The 19,455-nt window shown below is 67.8% G+C and carries 22 protein-coding genes; 12 read left to right on the top strand and 10 right to left on the bottom strand.

Going from position 1 to position 19,455, the window contains the following annotated elements:
• Positions 1-133: 133 nt before the first annotated feature.
• From H7F51_RS08735 to H7F51_RS08700, 8 genes are read left to right on the top strand one after another with little or no spacing between them, the layout of a single operon-like run.
• Complete coding sequence (locus H7F51_RS08735; protein WP_185663880.1) at positions 134-397, top strand: STAS domain-containing protein; 264 nt, start codon at positions 134-136, stop codon at positions 395-397.
• Positions 394-2,514 (top strand): chemotaxis protein CheA, encoded by a 2,121-nt coding sequence (locus H7F51_RS08730; RefSeq protein WP_185663879.1) that lies wholly within the window; start codon positions 394-396, stop codon positions 2,512-2,514. The genes H7F51_RS08735 and H7F51_RS08730 overlap by 4 nt, the downstream gene beginning before the upstream one ends.
• On the top strand, positions 2,514-3,383 hold the full coding sequence (locus H7F51_RS08725) for a CheR family methyltransferase (RefSeq protein WP_185663878.1): 870 nt from the start codon (positions 2,514-2,516) through the stop codon (positions 3,381-3,383). Before H7F51_RS08730 ends, H7F51_RS08725 begins: the two co-directional genes overlap by 1 nt.
• Complete coding sequence (gene cheB / locus H7F51_RS08720; protein WP_185663877.1) at positions 3,380-4,411, top strand: chemotaxis-specific protein-glutamate methyltransferase CheB; 1,032 nt, start codon at positions 3,380-3,382, stop codon at positions 4,409-4,411. Before H7F51_RS08725 ends, cheB begins: the two co-directional genes overlap by 4 nt.
• A gap of 2 nt (positions 4,412-4,413) precedes the next feature.
• On the top strand, positions 4,414-4,956 hold the full coding sequence (locus H7F51_RS08715; protein WP_185663876.1) for a chemotaxis protein CheD: 543 nt from the start codon (positions 4,414-4,416) through the stop codon (positions 4,954-4,956).
• Between the two features lie 26 nt (positions 4,957-4,982).
• Positions 4,983-5,354 carry a response regulator gene (locus H7F51_RS08710; protein WP_185663875.1) on the top strand — a complete coding sequence of 124 codons (372 nt, stop codon included), beginning with the start codon at positions 4,983-4,985 and terminating at the stop codon, positions 5,352-5,354.
• 26 nt (positions 5,355-5,380) lie between these two features.
• Positions 5,381-5,821, top strand: coding sequence for a chemotaxis protein CheW (locus H7F51_RS08705; RefSeq protein ID WP_185663874.1), 441 nt, complete (start codon positions 5,381-5,383; stop codon positions 5,819-5,821).
• Positions 5,822-6,139, top strand: a complete 318-nt coding sequence (locus tag H7F51_RS08700; protein WP_246448041.1) for a hypothetical protein — start codon at positions 5,822-5,824, stop codon at positions 6,137-6,139.
• A gap of 11 nt (positions 6,140-6,150) precedes the next feature.
• On the opposite strand, the gene H7F51_RS08695 is transcribed toward H7F51_RS08700, so the two are convergent.
• The 4 genes from H7F51_RS08695 to H7F51_RS08680 form a co-directional block, all read right to left on the bottom strand.
• The gene (locus H7F51_RS08695) at positions 6,151-6,459 is read right to left on the bottom strand and encodes a PilZ domain-containing protein (protein ID WP_185663873.1); all 309 of its coding nucleotides are present in this window, start codon (positions 6,457-6,459) and stop codon (positions 6,151-6,153) included.
• Between the two features lie 395 nt (positions 6,460-6,854).
• A complete protein-coding gene (locus tag H7F51_RS08690) occupies positions 6,855-7,571 on the bottom strand; it encodes an SPOR domain-containing protein (RefSeq protein ID WP_185663872.1) in 717 nt (238 codons plus the stop codon).
• A gap of 39 nt (positions 7,572-7,610) precedes the next feature.
• Positions 7,611-9,374 carry an arginine--tRNA ligase gene (argS, locus tag H7F51_RS08685; protein ID WP_185663871.1) on the bottom strand — a complete coding sequence of 588 codons (1,764 nt, stop codon included), beginning with the start codon at positions 9,372-9,374 and terminating at the stop codon, positions 7,611-7,613.
• A 165-nt stretch (positions 9,375-9,539) separates the two neighbouring features.
• Complete coding sequence (locus H7F51_RS08680) at positions 9,540-10,199, bottom strand: hypothetical protein (RefSeq protein ID WP_185663870.1); 660 nt, start codon at positions 10,197-10,199, stop codon at positions 9,540-9,542.
• Positions 10,200-10,296: 97 nt separating this feature from the next.
• On the opposite strand from H7F51_RS08680, the gene ispH reads away from it, so the two are divergent.
• Genes ispH through H7F51_RS08660 form a run of 4 tightly spaced genes read left to right on the top strand, consistent with a single transcriptional unit; the run spans position 10,297 to position 13,542 of the window.
• Entirely contained in the window at positions 10,297-11,265 is a 969-nt protein-coding gene (gene ispH, locus H7F51_RS08675) for a 4-hydroxy-3-methylbut-2-enyl diphosphate reductase (RefSeq protein WP_185663869.1), read from the top strand.
• 23 nt (positions 11,266-11,288) lie between these two features.
• Complete coding sequence (gene thrB / locus H7F51_RS08670; RefSeq protein ID WP_185663868.1) at positions 11,289-12,260, top strand: homoserine kinase; 972 nt, start codon at positions 11,289-11,291, stop codon at positions 12,258-12,260.
• Positions 12,257-12,706, top strand: a complete 450-nt coding sequence (gene rnhA / locus H7F51_RS08665) for a ribonuclease HI (RefSeq protein ID WP_185663867.1) — start codon at positions 12,257-12,259, stop codon at positions 12,704-12,706. Before thrB ends, rnhA begins: the two co-directional genes overlap by 4 nt.
• Before the next feature lie 53 nt (positions 12,707-12,759).
• Complete coding sequence (locus H7F51_RS08660; RefSeq protein ID WP_185663866.1) at positions 12,760-13,542, top strand: sterol desaturase family protein; 783 nt, start codon at positions 12,760-12,762, stop codon at positions 13,540-13,542.
• Here the strand turns inward: H7F51_RS08660 and H7F51_RS08655 are convergent.
• The 6 genes from H7F51_RS08655 to H7F51_RS08630 form a co-directional block, all read right to left on the bottom strand.
• Positions 13,529-15,712 carry a prolyl oligopeptidase family serine peptidase gene (locus H7F51_RS08655; protein WP_185663865.1) on the bottom strand — a complete coding sequence of 728 codons (2,184 nt, stop codon included), beginning with the start codon at positions 15,710-15,712 and terminating at the stop codon, positions 13,529-13,531. The two genes, H7F51_RS08660 and H7F51_RS08655, sit on opposite strands and share 14 nt — an antisense overlap.
• Positions 15,713-15,882: 170 nt before the next feature.
• Positions 15,883-16,308, bottom strand: a complete 426-nt coding sequence (gene rplQ / locus H7F51_RS08650) for a 50S ribosomal protein L17 (RefSeq protein WP_185663864.1) — start codon at positions 16,306-16,308, stop codon at positions 15,883-15,885.
• 120 nt (positions 16,309-16,428) lie between these two features.
• On the bottom strand, positions 16,429-17,487 hold the full coding sequence (locus H7F51_RS08645) for a DNA-directed RNA polymerase subunit alpha (protein ID WP_185663863.1): 1,059 nt from the start codon (positions 17,485-17,487) through the stop codon (positions 16,429-16,431).
• A gap of 104 nt (positions 17,488-17,591) precedes the next feature.
• Positions 17,592-17,981, bottom strand: coding sequence for a 30S ribosomal protein S11 (gene rpsK / locus H7F51_RS08640; protein ID WP_007011846.1), 390 nt, complete (start codon positions 17,979-17,981; stop codon positions 17,592-17,594).
• Between the two features lie 60 nt (positions 17,982-18,041).
• Complete coding sequence (gene rpsM, locus H7F51_RS08635) at positions 18,042-18,410, bottom strand: 30S ribosomal protein S13 (protein WP_185663862.1); 369 nt, start codon at positions 18,408-18,410, stop codon at positions 18,042-18,044.
• Positions 18,411-18,775: 365 nt separating this feature from the next.
• Positions 18,776-19,423, bottom strand: a complete 648-nt coding sequence (locus tag H7F51_RS08630) for an adenylate kinase (RefSeq protein ID WP_185663861.1) — start codon at positions 19,421-19,423, stop codon at positions 18,776-18,778.
• Between the last annotated feature and the right edge of the window lie 32 nt (positions 19,424-19,455).

The following is a 19,455-nucleotide window of genomic DNA, read 5'->3' as shown; positions in this document are numbered from 1 at the left end:
GGGCCTGCGGGATTCGTAAAGCGGCAGGACATACTTTTACCTTGCCGGCGCCCTCGGGTTTTGCCGTAGCGCCCCTTTCAGCGGCCCTTTGCGCGGATCGCCTAAGCCTGACCCCATCAATCGAGGGGCAGCCATGCAAACCATAGTCCTACCCGAACGCTGCGACCGTGCCGCCGCAGAGGCGTTGCTGCCGGAATTCGCCGCCGCGCTGGGCGGCGGGCCGCTGATGATCGACGCGAGCCCGGTCCGGCAGTGCGGGCAGGCCATGCTGCAGCTGCTGGTCAGCGCGCGGCGCACCGGGGCGGGCGCGCGGATCACCCCCTCGCCCGCGCTGATCGACGTGGCCCTGCTGACGGGCCTCGATCACGAACTGTTCGATGAGGAGCATGGCGCATGAGCCCCGAGGAAATCCAGGGCATCTTCTTCGCCGAGTGCGACGAATCGCTCCAGGCCGCCGAGGCGGGCCTTGCCGCCTGTCAGGCCGGTACGCACGACGGCGAGACGATCAACGCGATCTTCCGCGCGGTCCATTCGATCAAGGGCGGTGCCGGGGCCTTCGGCTTCGAGGCGCTCCAGGCCTTCACCCATACTTTCGAGACCCTGCTATCCGACGTGCGCGACGGGAGCGTGCCGATCACGGCGAAGCTGGTCGACCTGCTGCTGCGCGCGCTAGACACGCTGAGCGATCACGTGGTGGCCGCGCGCGACGGCGGCGAAGCTCCGGCAGACACCGCACTGCTGGCCGAATTGACCGCGGCGCAGGCGCGCAATGCCGGGGCGGCAGCGCCGGCCGAGGCTCCGGCGGCAAAGCAGGCCGCGCCAGTTCCCGCGCCGGAGCCGGTGGCGGCGGACGATCCGTTTGACCTCGATTCGCTGCTGGATTCGCTGGGCGAGGAACTGGCTGCCCCCGCCGAAGTCGAGGCCGAGGCCGAGTGGAAAATCCACGTCCGCCCCCATGCCGAGGCCATGGGCAACGGCAGCGAGCCGGTGCTGCTGCTGCGCGAACTGGCGCGGCTGGGCGGGCGCTGCGTCGCGGTCGATTGCAGCCATGTCCCCGCGCTCGACCTGCTCGATGCCGCGCAGGGCTACCTCGGCTGGACCTTCGCCCTGCCCGCCGCCGTGAGCGAGGCCGAGGCCCAGGAAGTGTTCGATTTCATCGGCGACGACTGCGCCCTCGCCTTCGGTGCCGGCCAGCCGATCCCCGAGCCGCGCATAGCGGTCGTCGCTCCCCCGGTCGTGGCCGAGGCCGCGCCGGTCGTCTCGGAGACGGCGGCCCCGCGCGCCCCGGCAGCCGAAAGCCCGGCCGCCGCGCCCGCGCCGCCGGCAGCCGGACAGTCGATCCGTATCGACCTCGCCAAGCTCGACAAGCTGATCGATTCGGTGGGCGAACTGGTGATCGCCCAGGCGATGCTGGCCCAGCGGCTGACCAACGAGAACGTCACCGGCATCGACGAGATGGGCCTGCTCGAAACGCTGACCCGCGACATCCAGGAATGCGCCATGTCGATCCGCGCCCAGCCGATCGGCTCGGTGTTCAGCCGCGTGCCGCGCATCCTGCGCGAACTGGCGACGACGACCGGCAAACACACCCGCCTTGAAGTCTCGGGCGAATCGACCGAGCTGGACAAGACCGTGATCGAGAAGCTGGGCGAGCCGCTCACCCACCTGATCCGCAACGCGGTGGACCACGGGATCGAGAGCGCCGAGGAGCGCCTTGCCGCCGGCAAGCCCGCCGAGGGCACGGTGAGCCTTTCGGCCGAGCATCGTTCGGGCCGCATCCACATCCGCATCGCCGATGATGGCAAGGGGATCGACCAGGCCCGCGTGCTGGCCAAGGCGATCGAGAAGGGCATCGTCTCGCCCGACGCCCAGTTGAGCCGCGAAGAGATCGACCACCTGATCTTCGCGCCCGGCTTCTCCACCGCCCAGGCCGTGTCCAACATTTCCGGGCGCGGCGTGGGCATGGACGTGGTGCGCCAGGCGGTGAAGGACCTGGGCGGGCGGATCACGATCGAGAGCGAACAGGGCAAGGGCACGGCCTTCATCCTGACCCTGCCGCTGACGCTGGCCATCTCGGAAGGGATGATCATCAACATCGGCGATCAGGCGCTGGTCGTGCCGCTGGCCAACGTAGTGGAAAGCCTGCGCCCCGACGCGAGCGAGGTGAAGGGGCTGGGCCACGGGCAATCGATGCTCAACGTGCGCGGCAAGTTCATCCCGGTCGTGCCGCTGCACGATTTCTTCGGGGCGGGCGATGCGCCCGACGGCGCCCGGGAAGGCGTGCTGATCGTGGTCGAGACCGAGGCGGCGGGCAAGGCCGCGCTGCTGGTCGACGGGATTTCCGACCAGCGCCAGTTCGTGATCAAGAGCCTTGAGACGCATTACCGTTCGATGGAAGGCGTGGCCGGGGCGACGATCCTGGGCGATGGCCGAGTGGCGCTGATCCTCGATGTCGACAGTCTCGTGGCCGGGGCTGCCGCCTGCGCCCGCGCGCCGCTGCGGGATGCCGCCTGATGCTGGCAGAGACCTTCGATACCGGCGCGATGAGCGGGATCAGTCCGGGGATCTATTCCCCGGCCGATTTCGCCGCAATCAGCGGCATCGTCCATGAAACGGCCGGGATCGTCCTGCCGCCGACCAAGTCGATGCTGGTCTATTCCCGCCTCGCCCCGCTGGTGCGCGGCACCGGCACGGCGACCTTCGCCGCCTATGTCGAGCTGATCCGGCGCGACAAGCGCGAGCGGACCCGCGCGATCGAGGCCCTGACCACCAATCACACCTTCTTTTACCGCGAAGCTCATCATTTCGAGCATTTCACCGCCGAGGCGCGCCCCGAACTGGTCCGGATGGCCCGTGCCGGACAGCCGGTGCGGCTGTGGAGCGCGGGCTGTTCGAGCGGGGAGGAGACCTGGTCGCTGGTGCTGAGCCTGCTCGGGACCGACCGGGCCGAGGGCCGCCAGATCGCCCAGAGCGATACGCTGGTGCTGGCGACCGACCTTGCCAGCCACGTCCTCGCCAGGGCCGAGGCCGCGACCTATCCGGCGGGCGAGCTGGATGCCCTGCCCGCGCCGCTGCGCGAGGGCTGGGTGGAGCGCGCCGGAAGCGATGCCCGGATCGCCGCCGAAGCGCGCGGGCTCGTGCGCTTCCGCCTGCTCAACCTGCTGGGGCAATGGCCGCTGTCGCGCCCGTTCGACGCGATCTTCTGCCGCAACGTGATGATCTATTTCGACCTGCCGACCAAGGAGCGGCTGGTGAGCCGGCTGGCGGACCAGCTGAAGCCCGGCGGTTTCCTTTACATCGGCCATTCCGAGCGGGTCAGCGGCCCGGCCGAGCGCGACCTGGATCAGGTCGGCCCCACGATCTACCAGCGGAGAGCGGCATGAGCATTCGGATCGTCATCGTCGAGGATTCGCCGACCATGCGCGCGATCCTGATGTCGCGCCTCTCCAGCGAGCCCGACATCGAGGTGGTGGCGACGGCCGCCAACGCCGCCGAGGGCCGCGAGCTGATCCGCCAGTTCGATCCCGACGTGGTGACGCTCGACATCGAGATGCCGGGGATGAACGGGCTCGACTTCCTCGACAAGATCATGGCGCTGCGCCCGACCCCGGTGATCATCATTTCGGGGTCCACGCAGGAGGGCGCGGCGACCACGGCCGAGGCGCTCGCGCGCGGCGCGGTCTCCTGCTACGCCAAGGGCCAGGGCGCCAATGCCTTCGGCAGCGACGGCAAGCTGGCCGCGCTGATCCGCGAGGCGGCGCAGGTGACGTTCACCAAGCCCGTTTCGCGCGCTGCCACGCCGCCTGCCTCCAGCTCCGCCGCCCCGGCCCATACCGGCGCCGCGCCGAAGCTGGTCGCGATCGGGGCTTCGACCGGCGGGGTCGAGGCGCTCCATTCGGTGCTCTCCGCCTTTCCGGCGAATTGCCCTCCGACCGTGGTGGTCCAGCACGTCAACGCCCGCTTCGCCCCCTCGATCGCGCTGTCGCTCGACCGGGCCTGTGCGCCGCGCGTGCTGCTGGCCGAGCCGGACCTGCCGCTGCGCGCGGGCCACGTCTATCTCGCGCCCGGCGACGAACGCCACCTCACCGTGGGCGGCACGGGCGGGCAGTTTCATGCCCGCCTGCGCGCCGGCCCGCGCATCGCCGGGCACCTCCCCAGCGTGGACGCGCTGTTCTTTTCCGTGGCCGAGCGGATCGGCGCCGAGGCCGCGGGCATACTGTTGACCGGGATGGGCGCCGATGGGGCCGAGGGACTGCTCGCCCTGCACCGCGCCGGGGCCTTCACCATCGCCCAGGACGAGGCGAGCTGCACCGTGTTCGGAATGCCGCGCGCGGCGATCGCGCTCGGCGCGGCGCGGGTCGTGGCGCCGCTGGAGACGATTTCCTCGCAGCTGTTCCGGCTGGCGGCCTGACGATGGCGTCCGCTCCCTTCACCCCCGCGACGACGCGGATCACCGTGATGCAGGGCCAGGCCCGGGTCAGCGCGGGGCCGCGGGTGGAGCTTTCCACCGTGCTCGGCTCCTGCGTGGCCACCTGCCTGTTCGATCCCGAGGAGCAGGTTGGCGGGATGAACCATTTCCTGCTCGCAGAGCCGCCGGCGGGCGGCGCCGGGGTGGACGAGCATTACGGCGTCTACCTGATGGAACTGCTGATCAACGAGATGCTGGCCAATGGCGCGGCCAAGCACCGGCTGCGCGCCCATCTTTACGGCGGGGCCAACCTCTACCCCGGAATGGAGGCGATCGGGACGGCCAATGCCCTGTTCGCCCGCAACTTCCTCGCGCGTGAGCGGATCACGCTGGTGCGCGAGGACATGGGCGGCAATGCGGCGCGGCGCGTCGACTTCCGCCCCGCCTCGGGCATGGTCCGCTGCCGGACCGTGGCCAACACCCTTGCCCATGACGAACGGCCGAGCCTGCGCCCGGTCGTATCCTCGGGCGAGGTTGAACTGTTCTGACCCCTGACAGCACGATGAGCGAGACCATGACCAAAATGACCCGTATCCTGACCGTGGACGACAGCGCCTCGATGCGGGCGCTGCTCAACCATGCCCTTTCCACCAGCGGCTTCGACGTGGCCCAGGCCGACGATGGGCAGAGCGCCCTCGAATGGCTGCAGCTCAATGAGGTCGACGTGGTGATCACCGACATCAACATGCCCCGGCTCGACGGCTTCGGGCTGATCGAGGCGCTGCGCGGCGGCACCCGCCACCGCGACCGCCCGATCCTCGTCCTCACCACGGAAAGCTCGGACGAGAAGAAGAACCGCGCGCGCCAGATGGGCGCGACCGGGTGGATCGTGAAGCCGTTCGACGCGGCCAAGCTGGTCGCCGCCGTGCGCCGCGTGGCGCACTGAGACCCGACACATTCAGGAGAATGACCATGCTGCGCGAACTCATCACGTTCCAGGTCGAAGGGCAGATGTTCGCCCTCGACATCATGGCGATCCGCGAGATCCGGGCCTGGACCCCGGCAACCCGCCTGCCCCGCGTGCCGCACTACGTGGCCGGCGTGGTCAACCTGCGCGGCACTGTGCTGCCGGTGATCGACCTTGCCGCCCGGCTCGGGTGGAACGCGGTCGAGGCTACGCCGCGCCACGCGATCATCGTCACCCAGATCGGCAGCCGCCAGACCGGGCTGATCGTCGAATCGGTGAGCGACATCGTGACCATCGACCTCGACACCTTGCAGGCTCCGCCGACCACGGCCGAAAGCACGGTGGTGCCGTTCCTCTCCGGCCTCGCCGCGCTCGATGACCAGATGGTCATGGTGCTCGACCTTGCCGCGCTGGCCGATGGCGAAACCATGGCCGAGGCGGCCTGAATGTCGGCAATGATGCCGCCGCCCGACCCGGCCGCCAGCCTGCCGCTGGACAGGATCGAGCCGCACCTGCGCGAGGCCGCGCGAATCCTGACCGAGCTGGCGGCCGAGATCGAGGCGCTGGGCGCCCGCCTCTGTACCGATCCGGCCGTGATCGCGCGCCACCTCACCGAATTGCAGGCGATCGACCAGATCGCCCAGAAGCAGCAACAGCTGGCCGCCCTGCTGCTGGCCGACTGCCCGCACGCGGCGGTCGATGCGATGGGGATGGACGCAGTCAGGCAGAGGATCGGACAGACCCTCGGGCCGCGCCGGGTCTGACGGCGCGCGCCTCAGCCGCCGCTGAGCGAATAGCCGCGCACGAGGTGATCATAGACCGCTTCGTGCAGCGGGTTGTTGAACAGCAGGCCGACCCGGTCCTTTTCCGACCACAGCACCGAGGCGGGCAGGTTGGCCAGCGTCGGGAAGGAAATCAGCACGCGCTGTTCCTCGCGCAGGGTCCAGCCGCGCCATTCGAGCATGCAGCCAGCGAGCGACAGATCGAGCACTTCCACCCCGGTCAGTTCCACCCCGCCGGAGCGGACCTTCGCCATCAGCAGCGGGCTGTTGGCAGGCCAGGAAACCGCGGAGTGGACGAGCATGGGAAGTTCTCCTTGGGGGGCTCGGAGAGCCGGTTCGACTGCCCGCACAGAATTGAACGAACGGCGTTTGCAAAGGGCTGAAGGGCGCGGGTAACCGGGACTGAAGAGATAGGGTCAAGATGGCGTTAACACCGCCCTCCGGGCCTTGCGGGGGGCGCAAATCCGGGCTTTTCCGCGGCGGCCATCGTTGCGGGGCGGCGGCGCTGCCCGGTTGCAAAAGACGCGCCGGAAACCACCCAAGGGTGAGAGCAAAGAAATTAACCGGACTTGCCAACCATGTCGCGGCTGGCCGTGCCAGATCCCGAACTTGCCAGCCACGGCCGATTCCGCGCGCTGCGCGCCCGCCCGGGGCGCGTCAGGACGCAATTACATTGGTCAGTCCGTCAGGGACGGAATCAGCGCTTGACCTGACAGGCGATGCCGCTGGCCTTGAGCGAGGCGCACAGGGCATTGGCGGCGGCAAGGTCGCCCGCCACGGCCTGGAGGCGGTAGACCGTGCCGATATCGGCGCTGCCCTCGACCACCCGGTGCTTGACACCCTTGAGCGCCGCGTTGTTGCCGGACAGGCGCTGCCACCCGGCCTCGGCCGTGGCGAGCGAGGAATAGGCGCCAACCTGTACCCCGATCCCGGCAGGCTCGGCCGGGGCCGCGACGGCAGTTCCGGCATTGGCGCCCGCATTCAGCGAGGGTCCGGGAACGGGAACGGGCGCGGTGCCGTCACCCAGCTTGGGCGCAGGGCTCTTGCCCTCGGACACGACATAGGCCGAATCGCCGGTGCCAGCGTAGGTCTTGCCGCCCTGGTCCTGCGGCACGGTCTTGTAAGGCCCGGGGGACTTGATCACCCCGCCTTCGGCCACGACGTCTCCCGCCGGAGCGCGGAGCTTGAAGACCCATAGGGCGCCGCCGACGAGGCCAAGCAGGACCACCCCGAACAGGGCGAAGCGGATCAGCTTGCCGCTGTCGATTCCGCCGTCCTCGTCATCGTCGTCGGCCGATTCGAGCCAGGGCAGACGCTCGTCCTCGTCCAGCGCGAGGGCGGGCTGCGGCGCTGCGTCGAAGGCGTCCTCCGCCACGCGCTGGGCCTCGTCGCCCGGAAGATTCCCCTGATGCATCGTCGGTCCCTCAATACGCTGTGACAGCGCGCCGCCCGGTCACATTTCCTCGACGGCTTCGACTCCCAATAGCGCAAGGCCGTTTCGAAGTAGTTGCCCGATCTGCAAGGCAAGGAAAAGCCTCGCCCCGGTCAATGTTGCATCCGAAGCGACAATAAACCGCTTGTCCGGACGGTCGTTGCCGAGATTCCAGTAGGAGTGGAAAGCGGCGGCAAGGTCACCGAGGAAGAAGGCGACGCGGTGCGGCTCGCGCGCGGCGGCAGCGGCTTCGACCAGACGCGGGAACTGCGCGGCGAGCTTGACGAGGCCCTGTTCCTCGTCGCCCAGCAGGGCGAGATTGTCGGCCGAGGGGGTGAAGCCTTCCGCTTGGCCCTTGCGCAGCGAGGAGGCGATCCGGGCATTGGCGTACTGGACGTAGAATACCGGGTTGTCCTTGCTGGCCTCCACCACCTTGGCGAAGTCGAAGTCCATCTGCGCCTCGGGCTTGCGGGTCAGCATGGTGAAGCGCACCACGTCCTTGCCCACTTCGCGCACCACGTCGGCCAGCGTCACGAAAGTTCCGGCGCGCTTGGACATCTTGACCGGCTCGCCATCGCGCAGAAGCTGGACCATCTGCACCAGCTTGACCTCGAACGGCTTGGGCTTTCCGGGCTTTCCGTCTTGGCCCTCGGCCCCGGTCATGGCGGCGACGGCGGCCTTGATCCGCTTGACCGTGCCGGCATGGTCCGCGCCCCAGATGTCGACCAGCGCGTCGCATTCCTGCGCCTTCTGGAAGTGATAGGCGAGGTCGGCGCCGAAATAGGTCCAGGTTCCGTCCGACTTCCTGATCGGGCGGTCCTGATCGTCGCCGAATTTCGTCGAGCGGAACAGCGGCAGCTCGACCGGCTCCCAGTCTTCCGGGGTCTTGCCCTTGGGCGCCTCGAGAATGCCGTCGTAGACCAGATCGTGCGCGCGCAGCCACGCCTCGGCCTCGTCGACCTTACCCGAGGCCTGCAGCTCGGCCTCCGAGGCGAAGACCTCATGCTCGATCCCGAGCAGGGCGAGGTCCGAACGGATCATCTCCATCATCGCGGCGACAGCGCGGGTGCGGAACAGGACCAGCCATTCGCTTTCAGGCGCTGTGACGTACCTGTCGCCGAATTCGGCCGCGAGGGCCTGCCCGGCCGGCACGAGGTAGTCGCCCGGGTACAGCCCCTCGGGAATTGCGCCAACGGCCTCACCGAGGGCCTCGCGGTAGCGGATGTGGACCGAGCGGGCGAGGACCTGCACCTGCGCGCCGGCGTCGTTGACGTAGTATTCGCGGGTGACCTTGTGCCCGGCATATTCGAGCAGGGCGGCCAGCGCATCGCCGACCACGGCGCCGCGGCAGTGGCCCATGTGCATCGGCCCGGTCGGATTGGCCGAGACATATTCGACGTTGACCGTGGTGCCGCCGCCCATGGCCGAGCGGCCATAGTCTGCCCCGAGCGCGGCGATGGCGACCAGTTCGGCCAGCCATGCGGCGGGGGCGAGGCGCAGGTTGATGAAGCCCGGACCGGCGATCGATGCTTCGGTCACTTCGGGGATCTTCGCCAATTCGGCCACCACCGCCTCGGCCAGCGCGCGCGGGTTCATGCCCGCGGGCTTGGCAAGGACCATGGCCGCGTTGGTCGCCAGATCACCGTGCGAGGCATCGCGCGGCGGCTCGACCGTGACGGCGGCGCGGTTCAGCCCGGCCGGGAGGGTTCCGGCGGCAACGAGCGCATCGAGCGCATTGGCGATATGGTCCGCGAAGGCGGCGTGCAGGGTCTTGGTCTCGGACATGGCCGCGCGGTTAGCCGTTTTGGCCAACCGGGGAAAGCCCCAGAGAGAATGGTCGGCATCGGCCCGCTCCCCCGGCCCGACCACCTACGGTAAAATCTGGGTGGTTGGGCCGGGGGAGCGGGCCGGTGCCGCAAGCCCTTGGCGGATGCCAAGGGCGCACTCAACTTAACGCGTGGCGTTGTAGGCCAGTTGCTTGTCGTCCAGCTGGAAGCCGACCAGCACCTCGAAGGTCGCGCGGGCGACGGCGGCGCGAACGTCGGGCTGGCCGAGGGGATCGACCGCGGCATCGGAATCGCCGGCGCGGCGCTTGCGGGTGATGCGTTCGCGGATCTCGGCCGGGAGCGTGGCCTCTGCCTTGTCGATAAAGGCGCTGCCTTCGGCATGGGCCTGGGCGCGGGCCTGGCCGGCGGCGAAGTTGATCGTGACGCTGCCGACCCGCTTGGTGACGACGGCGCGGCCGCCGCGCATGACGGTGACGAAATAGGGCAGCGTGACCGAGCGCGCGGCCGAAGTGTCATTGCGGCGGGCGAGGACGTCGAAGCCGACCGTGGCCGAGACCTTTTCGGCCTGATCGTTGCAGGTTGAGCGCAGGTTGGTCATCGCCGCGACGAGATCGATCGCATTGGCGTCGGTCGAACCGGGGACGCTGAACAGGGTAATGTCGCCCGTATAGTCAGGGATGCCGACCGCCGGGCAGGCGCCGTGGACCGCCGTGATCCCCACCCCTTCATCGACCACGATATCGCCCTTGGTCTTGCAGCCGGCGAGCGCGAGCGCCCCGGCAGCGACGGTGGCAGCGGCGATCAGGCGAGTGCGAGAGGTCATCCTCGGTGGTTCCTTGGCATTTGCGTCTGGCTGCCGTGGCAGCAATTGCGTGTTGCTGCCCTAGCGGGGCGCGCCGGGAAGCGCTAGGGGGCTGACCATGAATGCCGCATTTCCGAACACCGATTCCGCGCCGGCTGCGCTGCGCCTGCTGATCGCCGCGCCACGGGGCTTCTGCGCCGGGGTCGACCGCGCGATCGAGATCGTCGAGCGGGCGCTGGCCCGGTTCGGCGCGCCGGTCTACGTGCGGCACGAGATCGTCCACAACCGCTACGTGGTCGACGGGCTCAAGGCCAAGGGCGCGGTTTTCGTGGAAGAGCTGGACCAGGTGCCCGACGGCGCCCCGGTGATCTTTTCCGCGCACGGCGTGCCCAAGTCGGTCCCCGAGGCGGCAACGACGCGCGGCCTTGCCTGGCTCGATGCCACCTGCCCGCTGGTGAGCAAGGTTCACCGCCAGGCCGAGCGCCAGATCGAGGCCGGGCGCCACATCCTGTTCATCGGCCACAAGGGCCATCCCGAGGTGATCGGGACCATGGGGCAGGTGCCGGATGGCACGATCAGCCTGATCGAGACCGAGGCGGACGTTGCCGCCCTCGCCTTCCCCGCCGATGCCCCGCTGGCCTATCTCACCCAGACCACGCTGTCGGTCGACGATACAGCGGCGATCATCGCGGCGCTCAAGGCCCGCTATCCCGAGATCGCCAGCCCCAAGGCCGAGGACATCTGCTATGCCACGTCCAACCGGCAAGCCGCGGTCAAGGCGATCGCCGGGCAGTGCCAGCTGGTGCTGGTGATCGGCGCGCCCAATTCTTCGAATTCGATGCGGCTGGTGGAAGTGGCCCAGCGCTGCGGCGCCGATGCGCGGCTGATCCAGCGCGCGGACGAGATCATGCCCGAGTGGATCGAGGGGGTCGCAACGCTCGGCCTTACCGCCGGGGCCTCGGCGCCCGAGGAGCTGGTGCGCGAAGTGGTGGCGCGAATCGCCGCGATCCGGCCGGTGGACGAGGAAACCGTGGTCACCGCCGAGGAGAACATGGTGTTCAAGTTGCCGCGCCAGCTGGTCGACTGAAGCAGGCAGGGGATTCAAGACGCATGGCGGTTTACACCCAGCTCGGCGCCGAGGAACTCGGCAGCCTGATCGGCGAATTCGACGTGGGCACGCTGCGTTCGGCCAAGGGCATTGCCGAGGGCGTGTCCAACTCCAACTGGCTGATCGAGACGACCGGGGCGCAGGGCCACGAGCAGCACTTCATCCTGACCGTCTATGAGGAACGGACAGAGGCGCGCGACCTGCCCTTCTTCCTCGGCCTGATGGACCACCTGGCCGATCACGGCTGCCCGGTACCGGCGACGATCCACGACCGCGCGGGTCAGGCCTTCCGCGAAGTGCGCGGCAAGGCCGTGGCCCTGATCGAATTCCTGCCCGGCGTTTCGGTGAGCGCACCGACCGCAGGCCAGGCGCGTGCCGTGGGCGGGGCGCTGGCGCGGATTCACCTTGCCGGCGCCGACTTCACGCTGGAGCGGGCCAACGGCATGGGCCCGGCGGCCTGGCAGGACCTGCTCGGCGGCTGCGGTCATGACGGGCTGGTCTCGATCGACCCGGCGCTGGCCGCCATCGTCGAGCGCGAACTGCCGGCGGTGATCGCGGCCTGGCCGGAGGATCTGCCGCGCGCGGTGATCCATGCCGACCTCTTCCCCGACAACGTGCTGATGCTGGGCGACGAGGTGAGCGGCCTGATCGACTTCTATTTCGCCTGCACCGACCTTGCCGCCTACGACGTGGCGGTGACTCACGCCGCATGGTGCTTCGATGCGACAGGATCGCGGTTCGATCCGGTGCTGTCGGCGGCCCTGCTCGAGGGCTATCAGGCGGTGCGGCCGCTGTCCGGCGCCGAACAGGCCGCCCTGCCCCTGCTGGCGCGCGGCGCGGCGCTGCGCTTCCTTGCCACCCGCGCCTATGACTGGCTCAACACGCCCGACGGGGCACTGGTGACGCGCAAGGACCCGATGGCCTTCGCCCGGCGGCTCGAATTCTATAGCGCCAACCCCGCCGTTTTCGCGTGAACACGGTCGAGATCTTCACCGACGGAGCCTGCAAGGGCAACCCCGGCCCCGGCGGCTGGGGCGCGATCCTGAGGACGGGCGAGCACGAGAAAGAACTCTCGGGCGGCGAGGCGCAGACCACCAACAACCGCATGGAATTGATGGGCGCGATCATGGCGCTGAAGGCGCTCAAGCGGCCGTGCAAGGTCAGCCTCCATACAGACAGCAAATACGTGATCGACGGGATCACGAGCTGGATCTTCGGCTGGCAGCGCAATGGCTGGAAGAATGCGGCGAAGAAGCCGGTGGCCAATGCCGAGCTGTGGCAGGAGCTGATCGAAGCGAAAAAGCCGCACCAGGTCGAGTGGATCTGGGTCAAGGGCCACGACGGCCATCCCGAGAACGAGCGGGCCGACAAGCTGGCCAGCGATGCCGCCCTCGCCCAAGGCGCGAAGCGGCGCGCCTGACGCCGGGCCCCGCGCAAACCGAAAGTTAACATTGCGCCGTTAAGACGCCGGGCATGTCGACGTTCACGATGTTGATGCTGGCCTTCACGGTAATGCTCGGCCTGACCGTGCTTGAAAAGCTGCGCCATGCCGGCCCGACCGACTGGCTGCGCAACCTGCAGGCCTTTGTCCTCGACTTCGGCATCTCCTACCTGGTCTATCGCTACTGGCCGCAGTGGGTGGGCGGATCGCTGATCAGCGCCGCTGCCCTGCCGTTCTGGCTGGGCCTACCGCTCTTCTTCCTCATTCGGGACTTTTCCGAGTGGCTGTTCCACTATGCCCAGCACAAGCTGCCGTGGCTGTGGGCGATGCATTCGCTGCACCATTCCGACCCGGAAATGACCGCGCTGACCACCAACCGCCACTTCTGGGGCGACCGGCTGGTCAAGTCGCTGACCGTCTGGCCGATGGCGACCATGTTCATCGACCACACCGACGCGATCCTGCAGACCTATATGGTCGTCTCGCTTTACCACTACTTCGTCCACGCCAACCTGAAGGTCGATTTCGGGCCCCTGTCGTGGCTGCTCAACAGCCCGGCCTACCACCGCCGCCACCACTCACGGCTGGTCGAACACTACGACACTAATTTCGCCGCGCTGTTCCCGATCTTCGACGTGATCTTCGGAACCTACCGCCGCCCCGACGGCTGGCCGCCCAGCGGGCTTGACGAGGGCCCGCCAAAGTCTTTCGCGGAGCTCGCCGCCTGGCCAGTCCGCGATCAGGCGAGGGCCATGATCCGGCGCTGGCGCGGCAAGGGCGCCGAGGCCCCCGCCGCGCAGGTCAGCGAGGCCTGAGACCCGACCATTCGCCGAGAAAGGCGAGGACATCGGCGCTTTCCTCGATCGCCTTGTTGGTCGGCTTGCCCGAGCCGTGGCCGGCGCGGGTCTCGACCCGGATCAGGTGCGGCTTCGGCCCGAGATCGGCCGCCTGCAGCGCGGCGGCATATTTGAAACTATGGCCGGGCACGACGCGGTCGTCGGTGTCGGCCGTGGTGACGAGGATCGCCGGATAGGTTTTGCCCGCGGCAATGTTGTGATAGGGCGAATAGGCGCGCAGCACACGGAAATCGCCTTCGCGCTCGGGATAGCCATAGTCGTCGACCCAGTAGCGCCCGGCGGTGAAGCGGTCGAAGCGCAGCATGTCCATCACGCCCACCTGGGGGTTGGCGGCGGCGAAGAGGTCGGGGCGCTGGTTGACCACCGCGCCCACCAGGAGCCCGCCGTTCGAGCCGCCCTGAATAACAAGGCCGCCCCCGGGCGTGACCCCCTCGCGCAGGAGATATTCCCCGCCGGCGATGAAATCGTCGAACACGTTCTGCTTGTTGGCCAGGCGCCCGGCATCGTGCCAGGCCTTGCCGAATTCACCGCCGCCGCGGATGTTGGCCATGGCGAAGGCCCCGCCCGCCTCGAGCCATGCCATGCGTGCCGCGGAAAAGCCCGGCGTGAGCGAGACGTCGAACCCGCCGTAGCCGTAAAGCAGGGTCGGCACGGCGCGGCCAGCCTCGGCGATATCCTTGCGGCGGACGAGGAACAGGGGGATCTCGGTCCCGTCCTTCGACTTGTAGAAGCGCTGCTCGACCGCGTAGTCCGCCGGGCGGAAGGTCAGCTTCGGCTCAGCGAAAATGGTCGTCTTGCCGCTGGCGAGGTTGAGCCGAAAGATCGTCGACGGACGGTTGAAGCTGGTGAAGGCGTAGAAGGTTTCCGGATCGCCCGGGCGGCCGCGAAAGCCGCTGGCCGTGCCGATCGTGCCAAGGGTAATCTGGCGGGCGGGCTTTCCTTTCAGATCGACGATCACCGCGCGGGTGCTGGCGTTGCGCAGGTAGTTGAGGATCAGCTTGGTGCCGACGATGGTCGCCTGCTCCAGCTTGTCCGCGCCTTGCGGCACGATCTCGGTCCAGCGGGATTCGGGTGTGGCGAGATCGATCGACACGAGCCGGTAGCGCGGAGCATCGGAATTGGTGACGAACCACATCCGGCTGCCCAGGCTCTCGACCGGCTGCCAGTCATGCTCGAAGCCGGAAACCAGGGTGCGGATCGGCCACCCCCCCTTCCTGCCGGCCTTCAGGTGCGCGGTGAGGTCTATCACCCGCACTTCGTTGCGGGCGTCGGTCCCGGTCGAGCTGGTGATGATCGCCCAGTGCCCGTCGGCTGTCACCTTGGCGTAGTGGCCAGTCTCGGGCTGATCGGGCGTGGCGAAGACCAGCTCATCGGCCGATTGCGCAGTGCCGAGACGGTGGAACCAGATCGCCTGGTTGTACGTCCGCTGCTGGAACGCCTGACCCTCGGCCGGCGGCGGGAAGCGCGAATAGAGGAAGCCTTCGGAACCGACCCATGAGAGGGCAGTGAACTTGGCCCAGCGCACCTCGTCGTCCATGGGCTTGCCGGTGGCGACGTCGAGGACCCTGAGCACCCGCCAGTCCGACCCGCCATCCTGCACCGAATAGAGCAGGAAGCGCCCGTCGTGCGAAGGCTTCCAGTCGTCGAGCGCGGTCGCCCCGTCCTTGGCCCAGCCATTGGGATCGAGCAGCAGGCGGCCCTTGCCCTTGAGGCTTTCGCGCACCCAGAGCTGCGCCTGGTTCTGCAGGCCTGAATTGCGCGTGTAGAAGTAGCGTTTTCCGCCCTTCATCGGCAGGCCGAACCGCTCATAATCCATGAGCTCGCGGATGCGTCCGGCAAACCAGCTGCGCGTCGGAAGCGTAGCGAGATAGCGCTGGGTCACCGCATTCTCGCGCGCGACCCAGTCAGCCACCTCGCCGTCAGTCCTGACGTCATTCTCGAGCCAGCGGTAGGGATCGGCGATCCTTTCGCCGAACAGGGTCTCGACCAGATCGTCGCGGCGGGTTTCGGGATAGGCCATCCGGGATTGAGAAAGGGACATCGGCACTCGGTCAGGCGCCTGCGCGGTAAGCGGCTCGGCAAGGAGGACAAGGTGCGCGGCAATCAGCGCACGGCGAAAGGGCGGCATCCGGGCTCCCGACATTATCTCGGAACATAGTGACAGCCCGCCGGGCCGGCGCAAGGGGTGGGGCGAGCATTTCCCTACCGGATGCTTCGCCTAAGCCGGTTCGAGCAGAACGGAAAAAGGCGGCTGCGTTGCCGCAACCGCCTTTCCCGTTTCCGTTCGGAAGAAGCCGATCAGGCCGCTTCGAATTCGTCTTCGTCAGCCGTGTAGACCGGGCCCGAATCCTGGCCCTTGGCCGAGGTGTCGCGATCGACCAGTTCGATCACGGCGATCGGCGCGGCGTCCGAAGCGCGGATACCGGCCTTGATGATGCGGGTGTAGCCACCGGCGCGATTGGCGTAGCGCGCGGCCAGGACGTCGAACAGCTTGGTAAGCTGGGCATCGTCGAGCAGGCGGGCGTGGGCCAGACGGCGGTTGGACAGGCCACCACGCTTGGCGAGCGTGATCAGCTTTTCGAGATAGGGACGCAGCTCGCGGGCCTTGGCGGTCGTCGTCGTGATCTGCTCGTGCTTGATCAGCGAGGCCGACATGTTGCGCAGGAGCGCAAGACGGTGGGACGAGGTACGCTGCAGCTTGCGGCCGCCGTGCTTGTGACGCATGTTCTTTCTCCGTTCGTTAGGGGCCCGTGTGAGGTAGCCCAGACCTGGCAGCTATCGGGGTGGCTGCCCGTTCACCCTTGCAGGAAGGGCGCCGATTGCCCGGCGCCCGTTCCGATCGTGTCAGCCGAGAAGTTCCTGTTCGAGCTTCTTGGCCATTTCCTCGATGTTCTCAGGCGGCCAGCCCGGGATGTCCATGCCGAGGCGCAGGCCCATCGAGCTCAGGACTTCCTTGATCTCGTTGAGCGACTTGCGGCCGAAGTTCGGCGTGCGGAGCATCTCGGCCTCGGTCTTCTGGACCAGGTCGCCGATGTAGATGATGTTGTCGTTCTTGAGGCAGTTGGCCGAACGCACCGACAGCTCGAGTTCGTCGACCTTCTTGAGGAGGTAACGGTTGAGCTGGTTGGTGTCGCCCTCTTCGGCCGGCGCAGCAGCCATGCCGATCATCGGCGAGGTGCCGACCGGGGTCACGTCCTCGAAGTGTACGAACAGCGAGAGCTGGTCCTGAAGGATGCGCGCGGCATAGGCCACGGCGTCTTCCGGGGTGACGGTGCCGTCAGTCTCGACCGTGAGGCTGAGCTTGTCGAAGTCAAGCTCCTGGCCGATACGGGCGTTGTCGACCTTGTAGGACACCTGGCGCACCGGCGAGTACAGCGAATCGACCGGGATAAGGCCGATCGGCGCGTCCACCGGACGGTTCGACACGGCCGGGACATAGCCCTTGCCGGTGTCGGCGGTGAGTTCCATGTTGAGCACCGCGCCCTCGTCGAGGTGGCAGATCACGAGGTCCTTGTTCATGACCTCGATGTCGCCGGTCACGGCGATGTCGCCGGCCTTGACCTCACCCGGGCCGACGGCCGAGAGTTGCAGACGCTTCGGGCCTTCGCCCTGCATCTTGAGCGCGATCTGCTTCACGTTGAGGACGATGTCGGTGATGTCCTCACGCACGCCGGCGAGCGAGCTGAACTCGTGCAGGACGGTGTCGATCTTGATCGAGGTGACCGCCGCACCCTGGAGCGACGAGAGCAGCACGCGGCGCAGGGCGTTGCCGAGCGTCAGACCGAAGCCGCGCTCGAGCGGTTCGGCGACGAAGGTGGCACGGCGCTTGGGGTCGTTCCCGGACTTGATTTCCAGGTTGTTGGGCTTCTTCAGTTCCTGCCAGTTCTTGATATTGACAGTCATGGACTTCCCCTAGGGTGTGTTCTGGCGGGAAAAGCCGCGCGCCCAGCTGTGGCCCGCGGCTTCTCGAAAAGTGCAGCGGCCGGGTGGCCGCCGCCATAACTCGATCAGACGCGGCGACGCTTGGAAGGCCGAACGCCGTTGTGCGGGATCGGGGTCACGTCGCGGATCGAGGTGATCGTGAAGCCAACGGCCTGGAGGGCGCGCAGGGCGCTCTCACGGCCCGAACCCGGCCCCTTCACTTCGACTTCGAGGGTGCGCACGCCGTGTTCGGCGGCCTTCTTGCCGGCGTCGTCAGCGGCGACCTGGGCGGCATAAGGAGTCGACTTGCGGCTGCCCTTGAAACCCATCATGCCGGCCGACGACCAAGAAATGGCGTTGCCTTGGGCATCGGTGATGGTGACCATGGTGTTGTTGAAGCTGGCGTTCACGTGAGCGATGCCGCTGGTGATGTTCTTGCGCTCGCGGCGCTTAATGCGCTGGGGTTCGCGTGCCATGATGAATATCCTGTCGAAAAGCGGGAGAAGGGAAAGACGGGCCCGATCAGGCCTCCAGTCTTACTTCTTCTTGCCGGCGATGGGCTTGGCCTTGCCCTTGCGGGTGCGGGCGTTGGTGTGCGTGCGCTGGCCGCGGACCGGCAGGCCCTTGCGGTGGCGCAGACCACGATAGCAGGCGAGGTCCATCAGGCGCTTGATGTTCATCGCCGTCTCGCGACGCAGGTCGCCCTCGACGGTGTATTCGGCGTCGATCGCCTCACGGATGTGCAGGACTTCCTGGTCCGACAGATCCTGGACGCGGCGCGTGTGGTCGATGCCCAGCTTGTCGGCGATGTCCTTGGCCGACTTGGGACCGATACCGTGAATGTAGGTCAGCGCGATGATCACGCGCTTGTTGGTGGGGATGTTGACCCCGGCAATACGAGCCACTTGTATTCTCCAAGCTCCACAGGGCCTTGGCCATAAGCCAGCCCTATCTCAACGCGGGTTTCACGGGGCGGAACGGCAAAAGGTCCGGTCGGTGCGCATGACTGCAATCACCTGCCGGACTTGACCCGTTTCTCCGAGTGAAGGGCGCGCTTAAGCCGATTCGGGGCGCATGTCAACGCCATCGCGGCCAAAAGCGGCCGGGCCGGGAGCAAGGTCCGCAGCGTCTGTCCCGTGGCTGCGCCCGGGTCTGGTCCTGCAATATACCAAGCCGGAGCGCTCGTCAAAGCCCGCCGGTTTCGGCGTACCCCTTGCCGCTGGAGGCTCATCGGCAGCGGCCGGGCGAACGGGCCCGGCCGGCGTCACGCTCAGGCCTCGAGGATCTTCTCGATCGCGGCGGTCACATGGTCCATCTCAGCCATGCCGTTGACCCGGGCGACGATGCCGCGCGTTTCGTAGATCGGCAGGATCGGCGCGGTCTTGGCCCGGTACTCGGCCATCCGGGTGCGCACCGTTTCTTCGTTGTCATCGGGGCGGCGCTTGAACTCGGTCCCGCCGCACTTGTCGCAAACGCCGACCTGGCGGGGCTGTTCGAACTTGTCGTGGTAACCCTTGCCGCAGGTGCCGCAGGTGAAGCGGCCCGTGATCCGTTCGACCAGTGCATCCTCGTCGACCGCCAGTTCAATGACGTGATCGAGCGCGCGGCCACGATCGGAAAGGATGACGTCGAGCGATTCGGCCTGGGCGGCGGTGCGCGGATAGCCATCGAAGATGGCGCCCTGCCCCGGCTTGAGGGCATCCAGTTCCTCGCCGATCAGGGCCGAGACGATCTCGTCCGAGACCAGTTCGCCGCGCTCCATCACCGCCTTTGCCTGAAGGCCCACGGGAGTTCCCGCCTTGACCGCGGCGCGCAGCATGTCGCCGGTCGAGAGCTGGCGCATGCCGTGCCGTTCAACCAGGCGCTGGGCCTGAGTGCCCTTGCCCGCACCCGGCGGTCCAAGCAGAATGATGTTCATCGAATCCAGCTCCCCACTGTTTTGCCCGACCG

It is taken from the genome of Novosphingobium flavum, from assembly GCF_014230315.1.
Taxonomy (GTDB): domain Bacteria; phylum Pseudomonadota; class Alphaproteobacteria; order Sphingomonadales; family Sphingomonadaceae; genus Novosphingobium; species Novosphingobium flavum.
The sequence above is the reverse complement of the archived record's forward strand: the minus strand, read 5'-3'. Positions and strand labels throughout refer to the sequence as shown.

What these genes read in the sequence shown, in the direction of transcription:
- H7F51_RS08735 (WP_185663880.1), top strand. Translation starts at nt 134, where the DNA reads ATGCAAACCATAGTCCTACCCGAACGCTGCGACCGTGCCGCCGCAGAG.
- rplQ (WP_185663864.1), bottom strand. Translation starts at nt 16,308, where the DNA reads ATGCGTCACAAGCACGGCGGCCGCAAGCTGCAGCGTACCTCGTCCCAC.
- thrB (WP_185663868.1), top strand. Translation starts at nt 11,289, where the DNA reads ATGGCGGTTTACACCCAGCTCGGCGCCGAGGAACTCGGCAGCCTGATC.
- H7F51_RS08710 (WP_185663875.1), top strand. Translation starts at nt 4,983, where the DNA reads ATGACCAAAATGACCCGTATCCTGACCGTGGACGACAGCGCCTCGATG.
- cheB (WP_185663877.1), top strand. Translation starts at nt 3,380, where the DNA reads ATGAGCATTCGGATCGTCATCGTCGAGGATTCGCCGACCATGCGCGCG.
- H7F51_RS08725 (WP_185663878.1), top strand. Translation starts at nt 2,514, where the DNA reads ATGCTGGCAGAGACCTTCGATACCGGCGCGATGAGCGGGATCAGTCCG.
- argS (WP_185663871.1), bottom strand. Translation starts at nt 9,374, where the DNA reads ATGTCCGAGACCAAGACCCTGCACGCCGCCTTCGCGGACCATATCGCC.
- H7F51_RS08705 (WP_185663874.1), top strand. Translation starts at nt 5,381, where the DNA reads ATGCTGCGCGAACTCATCACGTTCCAGGTCGAAGGGCAGATGTTCGCC.
- H7F51_RS08715 (WP_185663876.1), top strand. Translation starts at nt 4,414, where the DNA reads ATGGCGTCCGCTCCCTTCACCCCCGCGACGACGCGGATCACCGTGATG.
- H7F51_RS08645 (WP_185663863.1), bottom strand. Translation starts at nt 17,487, where the DNA reads ATGACTGTCAATATCAAGAACTGGCAGGAACTGAAGAAGCCCAACAAC.
- H7F51_RS08695 (WP_185663873.1), bottom strand. Translation starts at nt 6,459, where the DNA reads ATGCTCGTCCACTCCGCGGTTTCCTGGCCTGCCAACAGCCCGCTGCTG.
- H7F51_RS08630 (WP_185663861.1), bottom strand. Translation starts at nt 19,423, where the DNA reads ATGAACATCATTCTGCTTGGACCGCCGGGTGCGGGCAAGGGCACTCAG.
- H7F51_RS08660 (WP_185663866.1), top strand. Translation starts at nt 12,760, where the DNA reads ATGTCGACGTTCACGATGTTGATGCTGGCCTTCACGGTAATGCTCGGC.
- ispH (WP_185663869.1), top strand. Translation starts at nt 10,297, where the DNA reads ATGAATGCCGCATTTCCGAACACCGATTCCGCGCCGGCTGCGCTGCGC.
- H7F51_RS08700 (WP_246448041.1), top strand. Translation starts at nt 5,822, where the DNA reads ATGTCGGCAATGATGCCGCCGCCCGACCCGGCCGCCAGCCTGCCGCTG.
- H7F51_RS08680 (WP_185663870.1), bottom strand. Translation starts at nt 10,199, where the DNA reads ATGACCTCTCGCACTCGCCTGATCGCCGCTGCCACCGTCGCTGCCGGG.
- rpsK (WP_007011846.1), bottom strand. Translation starts at nt 17,981, where the DNA reads ATGGCACGCGAACCCCAGCGCATTAAGCGCCGCGAGCGCAAGAACATC.
- H7F51_RS08655 (WP_185663865.1), bottom strand. Translation starts at nt 15,712, where the DNA reads ATGCCGCCCTTTCGCCGTGCGCTGATTGCCGCGCACCTTGTCCTCCTT.
- H7F51_RS08690 (WP_185663872.1), bottom strand. Translation starts at nt 7,571, where the DNA reads ATGCATCAGGGGAATCTTCCGGGCGACGAGGCCCAGCGCGTGGCGGAG.
- H7F51_RS08730 (WP_185663879.1), top strand. Translation starts at nt 394, where the DNA reads ATGAGCCCCGAGGAAATCCAGGGCATCTTCTTCGCCGAGTGCGACGAA.